Genomic DNA, 13174 nt, shown 5'->3' on the forward strand with positions numbered 1-13174 from the left:
TCTCGATGTCAATTTTTTTAAAGAAAAGATTACAGAAAATTAAGATTCTGCGACATAAGTATAGACTATTTTTAAAAACAAAGGATATTTTGTATATAAAATATACCAGAATAAAAAAATTAATCAGCTAATGAAATAATAAATTTCATTATTTTTATAGATGAAAACCATTGAATTTTACTAAAAAACACAATATTGTATTTTTTTAATAAAATTCAATTGGAATATATTTATGCTTAAAACTCTGCAAAGGACTGCGGCGTTTGTATTAATGCTATCTAGTTTGGGAACAGTTGCTGGCGATATGGGAAGGAATCCCCTGAATGCGGGAAGCTTGGCCACAAGTTCATCCGGGTTTAAACCCAATAATACGATGCCCCCAATGGAGGCCCCTGCTAATCTAGCGCTTAGCAGTGAGCAATTTGGTTTAACCGGGCCACTTAATCTAGGCGTAAATTACAGTGATCTCACTGGCACCTATGTAACAGCGCAATATATAAAAAAATTATCGGATATTTGGGCCTTTGGCTTATTAGGTGAGTATGGTAACGATCAATATCGATACAATGGTACGCTGGGCTTGCAATTAAGCCCATCCAGTTTAATCAAAGTTTCTGCAGAGCGTTTAAATCAGCGCTTACCCTTTATGTTTGATTCAGGTTCAATTTATCGCCGCATAAACCAGGATGCTGTAGGAGGGCGATATCAAAAAGTTTTTTATGAGAATTTTTTGGTTAAGGCTCTGGATTTTGGCGGTTACTATGCTGCGGCACATAATATGCAGTTATCGCCAGTTGTTTATATGTCTAATGGAATGAATTGTTTGGGTAATCCTACGGGGTTAGCTTGTATTAACGAACGTAATATCGCTGGGGGAATCAGTTCTGGAGCTGATTTGGGCTTTACCTTGTTACTTAGTCCGAAAACATTGCTGCAAGCACGGTTAAATTATGATCAGCTGCATTACAGCACCATATTTTCCTCAAACTCACGATATAACCGCCAGGGATTTGGTACTACGGTTAATCTGGAGCAGCTGCTTACTTCACGCTTGAAATTTACTGGTGGCTTTGAATATCGGGCTATTTATAATTCATTTAATGCTGCTTTGTCTTGGCTGTCCCCATTCTTTTCGTCAGCGCAAACAGAGATTTCTCTTTTTGCCCAGCGCATTGTGTCGAAAAACCCCACGCCGGATAATAATATGGTTGGGGTGAAGGTCGCATTTTTAGGAGATATAGATCGCTCAAGAGAAAAAGATTATCAAATTAATCCAAACGCCTTTCTTTCTGATTTGACAACCTGGGTAAGAGAGCCTGCGGTGAAAATGAATCAGGTACTTGCGATTGCGGAACAAATTGTCCGCCTACTTGCTCCCAGCGTGCAATCTCTGAATCCTAATAGTGGACCATTAGGGGGTGGTAATGTGATTACCATTAATGGGACAAATTTTAATGGCGATCCTCCCAGTGTACTGATCGATGGGCAATTTGCCTCCGTAAAATATATTTCACCTGTGCAATTGTCAGTAACGATACCCGCGGCTTTATCGCGAGTGGTTACTCTTGCAGAATCTACGCACAAATCGGTGCCTGTTATTGTCATAGTCAAAAATGAGGACGGGCAACAGACAACAATAACTAATGGGTATACCTATACTACCGCTGCTTTTGGTATTCCACAAATCACCTCAGTAGCTCCAAGCACAGGAAATACTGGAGGCCATACTTTAATAAGTATAGTAGGGCAGAATTTTACTAACGATGCCACAGTTACTATTGGTGGGATTAATGCAGAAATTATTAGTATTTCACCTACGCTAATTGAAGCAGTTACTCCCGCACATGCAGCAGGAGTCGTTGCAATTGTAGTAACAACTGCCGCAGGAAGTACTACATTTTCCAATGGATTTACATATACAAGCACTACTCCTGAAATTAACAGTATTACTCCTAATATCGGTTCGGTCGATGGTAACACAACGACAACAATTACAGGGATCAATCTGGATGCGATTACTTCCGTTTCTTTTGGTGGTGTGCCGGCAAGCAGTTTTGTGGTTAATAGCAGTACCTCAATCACAGCGGTTACTCCCGCGTACAATGGAGGCACGTTAACTGTTAATGTATTGGTTAGTGATGGAACATCAAATGCTACTTTAGTTAATGGCTTTACCTATCAGTTGGGTAACCCATCGATCAGCCATATTTCACCAAACCAGGGATCGACGGCAGGGGGGACTACAATTACCGTTACCGGTAGTGGTTTTGCAACAGGAACCACCATTACTATTGGCGGCATACCGGCAACCAATATTACGGTCATTAACCCAACAACTTTAATGGCTACGATACCGGCTTATATTAGTGGTCCTTTAGTGAAAGATGTTCAGGTAAATAATGGCGAAGGCGTTTTTACTTTGACCGGGGGATTTACCTACATAGCTAGTGCTCCTGAATTATCCAGTCTGGCACCAACCAGTGGAGCTACTGCAGGTGGGACAACGATTACATTAAGAGGTAACGGTTTTGTTACGGGCACAACCGTCACTTTAGGAGGGACTAGCGCCACAGATGTGCATATTCTTGATGCAACCACATTAACTGCAGTGACCCCTGCACATGCCAGTGGCACTGTAGATGTGATTGTTAATAATGGTGTTGGTAGTGCCACCTTAAGTGCTGCCTACACTTATCTTGCTAATGCTCCTACGCTTACTGCAATTAATCCGACTACGGGTAGTGTTGCGGGTGGTTTTCCCGTAACATTAACAGGAACTGGTTTAACTGGAATGACTAATGTCCATTTCGGAGGGGTTGCCGCTACAGATGTGGTGGTGGTAAATGATACGACAGTAACGGCTGTAGCTCCTGCTTACATCAGCGGGCCTTTAGTCGTCGATGTAATTGCGAGCAATAATAGCTCTAACGCAACTTTAGTGAGTGGATTTACTTATCAGGCAGGTCCACCAACACTTAGTTCCATTAGTCCCAACACAAGTTCTGTTGCCGGAGGGGTGGTTGCTACTATTCATGGGACTAATTTTGTTCCCGGGATCACTGTGGCCATTGGTGGTGTAGCGGCAACAAATATTAATGTAGTTAATGCAACAACGGCTACCTTGACCATTCCTGCCTACGTGAGCGGGCCTTTAATAAAAAATGTGGTGGTTAATAATGGGGTAGGTAGTGTGACTTTAGTAGGGGGCTTTACCTACACACCTAATGCTCCTACTCTCAACAGCATTAGTCCAACAATAGGTTCGATCGCGGGCGGTACTCTAGTAACACTAACTGGAACCGATTTTACACCCGGTACAATAGTGACTTTTGGTGGTGTGGCGGCAACTAATGTTACGGTCAGTAGCGCTACCACCTTAACGGCGGTAACACCTGCTTATATCAGTGGACCACTAACGGTTGATGTGATGGTGAATAATGGTGTGTCCAATGCTGTTTTATCGCAAGCCTTTACTTATCAATCCATTGCGCCCACGCTGACTAGTGTTACCCCTAATAGCGACTCAGTTACGGGCGGTGCGAACATTACGGTGAATGGCAATGGTTTTGTTCCTACAACTTCCTTAACAATTGGGGGCATTGCGGCAACTAATATTCATGTTAGCAATGCCACTACCCTAACTGCTACAGTTCCAGCCTATATCAGCGGTTCATTAATTAAAGATGTCATTGTAAATAATGGAGCAGGTAGTGCCACCCTTACTGCTGGATTTACCTATATTGAAAGTGCCCCTAGCTTAACCGGGCTTACTCCTGGAACCGGTTCCATTTTAGGCGGCACAACCGTAACGCTAACAGGTAGCGGCTTTACACCGGGCACCACGGTTACTTTTGGAGGGATGGCAGCAACGGCGATTACGGTGGTGAATTCTACTACGCTGACTGCGATAACGCCTGCTTACAGCAGTGGTCCTTTATCCGTTGATGTTGTGGTTAATAATGGGATTAGCAGTGCCACGTTAGCGAATGGGTTTGCGTATCAGCCCGAAGCTCCCAGCATCAGTAGTGTGAGCCCTAACACGGGCCCAGCTACAGGCGGTACGGTAATAACTATTGCTGGAAGTAATTTTGTACCGGGTACTACGGTAACCATCGGTGGCATACCCGCCAGTTCCATAACGATTTCGAGTACAGGTTCTCTTACTGCAGTGGTACCAGCTTATGTGAGTGGTGCTTTGGCTGCTGATGTGACGGTGACAAATGCCGAGGGCAGTACCACGTTAGCAGGGGGATTTACTTATACAGCAGCAGCACCCACATTCACAGCGATTACACCAGGCAGTGGAACTACAGCAGGCGGAACAACCATTACTTTAACGGGCACAGGTTTTGTCCCTGGAACCACAGTACTTTTGGATGGTATCGATGCCGTAAATGTGCAGGTACTTAATAATACGACCTTAACGGCAGTAACCCCGGCGCATGCCAGTGGTGCTGCTGATGTCACGGTGAACAATGGTGCAGGCGTTGCAACGCTAACTGCAGCCTTTACTTATGTAGGTGGCGACCTAAGCCTAAGCGGGGTTAGTCCCTTCACCGGTAGCGTGGCTGGTGGTACGGTTATAACTTTGAGTGGGACTAATTTATCAGGCACTACCTCAGTAACGGTGGGCGGTATCCCGGCAACGGATGTGGCGGTGGTTGATGCCAATACGGTGACGGCAATTGTGCCAGCGTATGTAAGTGGTCCATTAGCGGCGGATGTGACGGTTAGCGACGGCAGTACCAATGCCACCTTAGTTGGCGGATTTACCTATCAAGCCATGGCGCCGAGTATTATCAGTATTAGCCCAAATACCAGTACGGTGGCTGGCGGAGTTACCGCAACCATAAGCGGCACCAATTTTGTTCCAGGCACTTTAGTGATGATTGGAGGGGTTACTGCGAATAATATTACAGTAGTGAATGCAAGCACAATTACTCTGACCGTGCCTGCTTACGTGAGCGGCTCACTAGTTAAAGATGTACTGGTTAATAACGGTGTTGGTACTGCAACTTTAACTGCTGCTTTTACTTATACCGCAGTAGGTCCCACGATAACTGGAGTTATACCAAGCGTTGGCCCTTTGGCGGGAGGCACATTTATTACGGTTTCAGGCTCAGGGTTTACGCCTAATACCACTGTTTCTGTAGGCGATATTCCTGCGACTAATATCACAGTAAACAATGCTCATGTGCTTACTGCAGTGACTCCAGCGTATATTAGTGGTCCTTTAACGGTCGACCTGGTGGTTAGTAATAGTGTGTCTAATGCAACCCTAAGCGGAGCCTTTACCTATCAGGGGATAACACCTACATTAGAAAGTATTACACCTAATAGCGGCTCTGCAGCGGGTGGGGCTACAGTGACCGTATCTGGCAGTGGCTTTGTTCCGGGGACTACTTTAAATATAGGTGGCGTTGCGGCAACTAATATTAATATAACCAATGTAAACACTCTAACCGCAACGATTCCTGCTTATGTGAGTGGTTCCCTAGTGAAGGATGTAACTCTTAATAATGGAATAGGTAGTGCTACCTTGCCAGGAGGCTACACCTATATAGCAAATGCGCCTACGTTAACAGGTATTACGCCAAGCACGGGCTCAGTTACCGGTGGAACCGTAGTGACCTTAACCGGTACAGGTTTTACTCTTAATTCAACGGCTAGTTTTGGTGCTATCCCGGCAGCAAGTGTCACCTTCATTAGTCCGACCTCAATGACAGCAACGATCCCTGCATATATTAGTGGCTCATTAGTTGTAGATGTCATTGTGAATAACGGAACATCGAATGCAACGCTGGCTAATGGGTTTACCTATCAAGCTACCACGCCTGTAATAAACAGTGTGAGTCCAAATACTGGCTCAGTACAAGGCGGAACCTTATTTACCATTAGTGGTAATGGTTTTGTTCCGGGTACAACGGTAACTCTGGGCAATATTGCTGCTACTTCGGTTATTGTGCTTAACTCTACTACCTTGACAGCGGTTGCTCCTGCTTATGTAAGTGGCTCTTTAATTAAAGATGTGACAGTAAGTAATAGCGCGGGCAGTTTCACACTTCATAGTGGATTTACCTATATTGGCGTTGCCCCCATCCTTTCAACCATTAGTCCAACATCAGGGGCGGTTACTGGGGGAACCACAGTTACTATTACTGGTGCTGGTTTTATACCGGGGATGACAGTAACATTTGGGGGCGTTGCTGCCGCTAATGTGCAAGTTATTGATGCAACCACACTTACCGCGGTGACTCCCGCTCACACTGCTGGTATCGTTGATGTTGTAGTTAACAATGGCGTGGGCAGTACTACGTTGGCTGGGGCATATACTTATATTGCTAATGCTCCTGTTTTAACTGCAATTAGTCCTGCGACCGGAAGTGTTACTGGAGGTTTCTCAGTTACCTTAACTGGAACTGGTTTAACTGGAATGACCGGCGTTACGTTCGGCGATGTATCTGCTACGAATGTTGTTGTAGCCGATGACACAACGATAACCGCCGTAGTTCCTGCCTATATCAGTGGTCCTTTGGTAGTTGATGTCATTGTTAGTAATGGCAGTACAAATGCCACTTTAGTTGGGGGTTTTTCTTATCAACCTACAACACCAACAATTAATACAATTAGTCCCAATAGTAGTCCTATTACGGGAGGGATAACTGCAACCCTAAGTGGATCTGGTTTTGTTCCTGGAACAACAGTAACAATTGGCGGGGTAACGGCTAGTACTATTACTGTAGTTAACTCCACGACCTTAGTTTTAACGGTTCCTGCTTATGTCAGTGGTCCTTTAGTTGCGGATGTAGTAGTTAATAATGGCAGCGGTAGCGCAACCTTAACAGGGGGATTTACTTATGTGGTGGGCGCTCCTACTTTAAGCGGTCTTAGTCCATCTATAGGTTCAAGTGCGGGTGGTACTTTAGTAACCATAACTGGAACCGGTTTTACACCGGGTACCACAGTGGCTTTTGGTGGTGTGGCGGCAACTAATGTTACGGTAGGTAGCGCTACCACCTTAACGGCGGTAACACCTGCTTATATCAGTGGACCACTAACGGTTGATGTGATGGTGAATAATGGTGTGTCCAATGCTGTTTTATCGCAAGCCTTTACTTATCAATCCATTGCGCCCACGCTGACTAGTGTTACCCCTAATAGCGATTCAGTCGCCGGTGGTGCAAGCATTACGGTAAGTGGCAGCGGTTTTGTTCCTACAACTTCCTTAACAATTGGGGGCATTGCGGCAACTAATATTCATGTTAGCAATGTCACTACCCTAACTGCTACAGTTCCAGCCTATATCAGCGGTTCATTAATTAAAGATGTCATTGTAAATAATGGAGCAGGTAGTGCCACCCTTACTGCTGGATTTACCTATATTGAAAGTGCCCCTAGCTTAACCGGGCTTACTCCTGGAACCGGTTCCATTTTAGGCGGCACAACCGTAACGCTAACAGGTAGCGGCTTTACACCGGGCACCACGGTTACTTTTGGAGGGATGGCAGCAACGGCGATTACGGTGGTGAATTCTACTACGCTGACTGCGATAACGCCTGCTTACAGCAGTGGTCCTTTATCCGTTGATGTTGTGGTTAATAATGGGATTAGCAGTGCCACGTTAGCGAATGGGTTTGCGTATCAGCCCGAAGCTCCCAGCATCAGTAGTGTGAGCCCTAACACGGGCCCAGCTACAGGCGGTACGGTAATAACTATTGCTGGAAGTAATTTTGTACCGGGTACTACGGTAACCATCGGTGGCATACCCGCCAGTTCCATAACGATTTCGAGTACAGGTTCTCTTACTGCAGTGGTACCAGCTTATGTGAGTGGTGCTTTGGCTGCTGATGTGACGGTGACAAATGCCGAGGGCAGTACCACGTTAGCAGGGGGATTTACTTATACAGCAGCAGCACCCACATTCACAGCGATTACACCAGGCAGTGGAACTACAGCAGGCGGAACAACCATTACTTTAACGGGCACAGGTTTTGTCCCTGGAACCACAGTACTTTTGGATGGTATCGATGCCGTAAATGTGCAGGTACTTAATAATACGACCTTAACGGCAGTAACCCCGGCGCATGCCAGTGGTGCTGCTGATGTCACGGTGAACAATGGTGCAGGCGTTGCAACGCTAACTGCAGCCTTTACTTATGTAGGTGGCGACCTAAGCCTAAGCGGGGTTAGTCCCTTCACCGGTAGCGTGGCTGGTGGTACGGTTATAACTTTGAGTGGGACTAATTTATCAGGCACTACCTCAGTAACGGTGGGCGGTATCCCGGCAACGGATGTGGCGGTGGTTGATGCCAATACGGTGACGGCAATTGTGCCAGCGTATGTAAGTGGTCCATTAGCGGCGGATGTGACGGTTAGCGACGGCAGTACCAATGCCACCTTAGTTGGCGGATTTACCTATCAAGCCATGGCGCCGAGCATTATTAGTATTAGCCCAAATACCAGTACGGTGGCTGGCGGAGTTACCGCAACCATAAGCGGTGCAGATTTTGTTCCTGGAACAACGGTAACTATAGGAGGAATAGCAGCCAGTAACATTACTGTCATCAATGAAAGTACAATAACCCTGATGGTACCCGCTTATGTAAGTGGTGCTTTGATTAAAGATGTGGTAGTGAATAATGGCGTGGGTACCGCGACTTTAGCTGCAGGCTTTGTTTATACGCCAATGGCTCCAACCTTAAATTCCATCTCACCTGCATCAGGATCAACTGCTGGTGGCACGACAATTACTCTAACAGGCACTGGATTTACACGAAGTTCTACCGTAACAATTGGTAGTATCACTGCCACCGGTATAGTCATGGTGGATTCCACAACTATAACCGCAATTACCCCAGCGTATGTTAGTGGTGCATTGGTTGCGGATGTAACCGTAACTAATGGGGTATCTAATGCAACCTTATCGGGTGGATTCACCTATGTGCCTTCATCACCAACCATAGCCAGTATTACCCCAGACTCTGGAACTGTTGATGGTGGAACAGTTTTAACAATCACAGGAACTAATTTTACGCCAGCAACTACATTGAGTATTGGCGGTATTACTGCATTTAATGTCTCAGTTCTTAATGCGACAACCTTGACTGCGGTAACACCTCCTTATCTCAGCGGCTCCCTAATTAAAAACGTAACCATTGCCAATGAAGCGGGCGCAACGGTACTTCCGCAAGGATATACCTACATTCCTAATGCACCTACTTTGGTAAATAGCGCACCAAGCGTGGGATCCACTGTCGGGGGAACCGTTGTCACGTTGACCGGTACTAATTTTACCCCAGGTACTACCGTAACTTTTGGTGGTATTGCTGCAACTAATATTACGGTTATTACGGTGACCAGTGAAACCAGCATGACTGCTGTAACGCCTGCTTATGTTAATGGGCCATTAAGTGTTGACATCATGGTAAATAATGGAGTTTCCAATGCTGTTTTAACGTCAGCCTTTACCTACCAGGCGGCGAACCCAACTATTGTTTCAATTAGCCCAAATGCGGGATCAATTAATGGTGGCACGGCAATAATTATTATGGGGTCTAATTTTACTCCTAATACCACAGTAACCTTAGGCGGCATTGCGGCAACTAATGTTAGCGTGGTCAATGCCAATACCTTAACTGCAATAACTCCGGCCTATGTGAATGGCTCACTTACGGTTGATGTGGAAGTGAACAATGGTGTGGCAACTGCCGTGTTGCCTTCGGCATTCACTTATACCGCATTGGCGCCTACTTTAAGCAGTGTGATCCCTAATAGTGGTTCTACTTCCGGTGGTACAACGATTACCTTAACTGGTAGTGGTTTCATTCCTGGAACTACTGTAACAATAGGGGGTATTGCGGCAACAGGTGTGCAAATAATTAGTGCGACCAGCCTAACGGCCGTAACACCTGCTCATGCCAGTGGGCAAGTGAATGTTGTGGTTGATAATGGCACCAGTACTGCAAGTTTAAATAATGCATTTACTTATACTTCTAGTGCTCCGACACTTACAGGTATTACCCCTGCTACTGGTAGTGTTAATGGTGGTACAGCAATTACTTTAACTGGTACTAATTTAACTGGGGTTAACGCGGTTACTGTTGGAGGCATTGCAGCAACTAATGTTACTGTGGTCAATGATACTAGTGTAACTGCCACGGTTCCCGCTTATGTGAGTGGCCCATTAGTTGTTAATGTTACGGTAAGCAATGGTGCTGCTAATGCAACCTTATCTGATGCCTTTACTTATGTTGCAACAATACCCACGATCAGCACTGTTTCTCCTAATAATGGTTCTATTGCTGGAGGTACAGCAGTAACGATTATAGGAACAGGTTTTGTACCCGGTACAACGGTTACTGTTGGCGGAGTTGCGGCAACGAATGTAAGCCTGATTAATGCGGACAGCTTAACGTTCACAACACCTGCCTATGTGAGTGGTCCTTTAGTGGTTGACGTAGTAGTGAGCAATAGCGCGGGTAGTGCTACTTTAACTGCGGGGTTTACTTACACTGCAATTACCCCGACATTAACGCACATTAGTCCCGCTACAGGCCCCGTTAGCGGGGGAACCACTATTACGTTAACTGGATCTGGATTTACTCCAGGAACAACGGTAAGCATTGGTGGTGTTGCAGCTACTGGGATTGTGGTCACTAGTGCTACTAGCCTGACGGCTGTAACACCAGCCTATGTTAGTGGCTCTTTAACTGCTGACGTAGTAGTAAATAATACCGTATCTAATGCAATATTAAGTGGCGGATTTACTTACCAAGCCGCTGCGCCCACGATTACAGGCATTACGCCAAATAGTGGTTCGATCGCCGGCGGTACTGCAGTGACTGTAAGTGGCACCAATTTTACTCCAGCAACGAATCTGACTATTGGTGGTGTGGCGGCAACCAGTATTCAGGTGATTAATGACACAACCTTAATTGCAGTTACCCCTGCTTATGTTGGTGGGGCTTTAGTCAGTGATGTAGTTGTTACTAACAGCGTTGCCAGCGCAACTCTAGCTGGAGGATATACTTATGTGGCGATTGCTCCAGCGCTCACCAATGTTACACCCAGCTCAGGCCCTATGGTTGGAGGTACAACCATTACACTGACGGGTACAGGATTTACTCCTGGAACGTCAGTAACTGTCGGTGGAGTCGCTGCGACCTCGATCATCATTGAAAATGCTACAACCTTAACGGCTGTTACGCCTGCTTATGTTAATGGGCCATTAGCAGCAGATGTAGTTATTGATAATGGGATCACCACTGCGACCTTAACTGGTGGTTTCACCTATGAAGTTTCGTTACCAGCAATAAGTACGATTTCGCCAAATACGGGCCCTGTATTAGGAGGAACATCGGTAACTGTGTCAGGAGATAATTTTACGCCGAACACCACGGTAACGATTGGAGGCGTTGCTGCTACCAGCATAGATGTACTTAATGCATCAACCTTGGTGATTACTACCCCGGCCTATATAAATGGTTCATTAACCAAAGATGTAACAATTTATAATGAAGCGGGTAGTACCACCTTAACGAACGGATTTACCTACACTGGAGTTGCTCCCGGATTAACAGGGATTATCCCCAATGTTGGCTCAATGGCGGGTGGTACAGTAGTTACTTTAACGGGAACTAATTTTACGCCAACAACTACGGTCAGTTTTGGAGGCGTTGCCGCAACGAATGTGGTTGTTAGTGGTTCAACTACTTTAACTGCAGTCACGCCGGCCTATATAAGCGGTTCTTTAACCGTTGATGTCGCTATTAATAATGGTGTTGGCACAGCAGTCTTAGTCAATGGTTTTACTTATCAGGCAGCCGCACCAACCCTAAGCTCTATTGCTCCCAATAGTGGCCCAGTTACAGGTGGTACTTCGGTTGTGATTACGGGCACTAATTTTACACCAAGTACTACGCTGACTATAGGCGGAGCGACAGCAACTAATATTACTGTCGTCAATGCCACCACTATTACTGCATCCACACCGGCTTACCTAGCGGGTGCCTTAGTTGCCGATGTGGTAGTAAATAATGGTATTTCTAATGCAATATTAGCGGGTGGTTTTACCTACACGGCAGTTGCCCCAAGCTTAAGCGGCATTACACCGGCGAGTGGCTCCATCGCAGGGGGTACGACCATTACCTTAACGGGCAGTGGCTTTGTTCCAGGAATGAGTGTGACTTTAGGTGGTACCGCCGCCACTAATGTAACGGTGGTCAATAGCACGACATTAACCGCCGTCACCCCTGCTCACACTAGTGGGGCAGTGGATGTGGTTGTGAGCAACAGCGTGAATAGCGCCACCTTAAGTGGAGGCTTTACCTACGTGACTCTAGCGCCAACCTTAAGCGGCTTAAGTCCTGTGACTGGAAGTGTTGCGGGAGGTACGAACGTGACGCTGACGGGCGCGAATCTGACGGGCACTACCGCAGTTACTTTTGGCGGTGTTGCGGCGACCAATGTCGTGGTGGTGAGCGACACCAGCATCACTGCCACCGTGCCGGCGTATGTGAGTGGTCCTTTACTGGTTGATGTTGGCGTCAGTAATGGCACGGCGAATGCTACGTTAACCGGAGCGTTTACTTATCTGGCAGCAGCTCCGACGTTAAGTACGATTTCTCCCAATACGGGTTCCATTGCCGGAGGCACGAGTGCCACAATTACGGGTACGGGCTTTATACCGGGTACGACGGTTACCATTGGCGGTATCCCCGCCACCGTGACCGTCGTCAATGCCACGACGATTACGTTAAGCACCCCAGCTTATGTCAGTGGTTCACTGGTAAAAGATGTGGTGGTGACCAACACGGCAGGTAGTGCGACACTAAACGGAGGCTTTACGTATACGGCGATTGCGCCTACTTTGGCAAGTATTAGTCCAAGTACTGGTCCTGTCGCAGGGGGTACTACCGTAACCTTAACTGGTACCGGCTTTACGCCAACAACTACGGTCACCATTGGCGGTATTGCGGCTGCAGGCGTTATCGTGAACAGCGCAACCAGCATTACGGCCGTAACCCCAGCTTATGTGAGTGGGGCCTTGGCGGTGAATGTGGTGGTCAATAATGGGGTATCCAATGCGGTATTAAGCGGAGGCTTTACCTATCAACCGGCTGCTCCGACCATTACCAGCATTAGTCCAAACAGTGGTTCAATGGCTGGGTACGGC

The 13174-nt window shown here is 46.5% G+C and carries 1 protein-coding gene; it reads left to right on the top strand.

The window, feature by feature from the left end; translation table 11 throughout:
- Nucleotides 1-232: 232 nt before the first annotated feature.
- Nucleotides 233-13174: IPT/TIG domain-containing protein (locus BN3124_RS16955; protein WP_058533404.1), on the top strand; the 12942-nt coding region annotated here is incomplete at its 3' end.

This window comes from Legionella saoudiensis, assembly GCF_001465875.1.
GTDB classification, from domain to species: domain Bacteria; phylum Pseudomonadota; class Gammaproteobacteria; order Legionellales; family Legionellaceae; genus Legionella; species Legionella saoudiensis.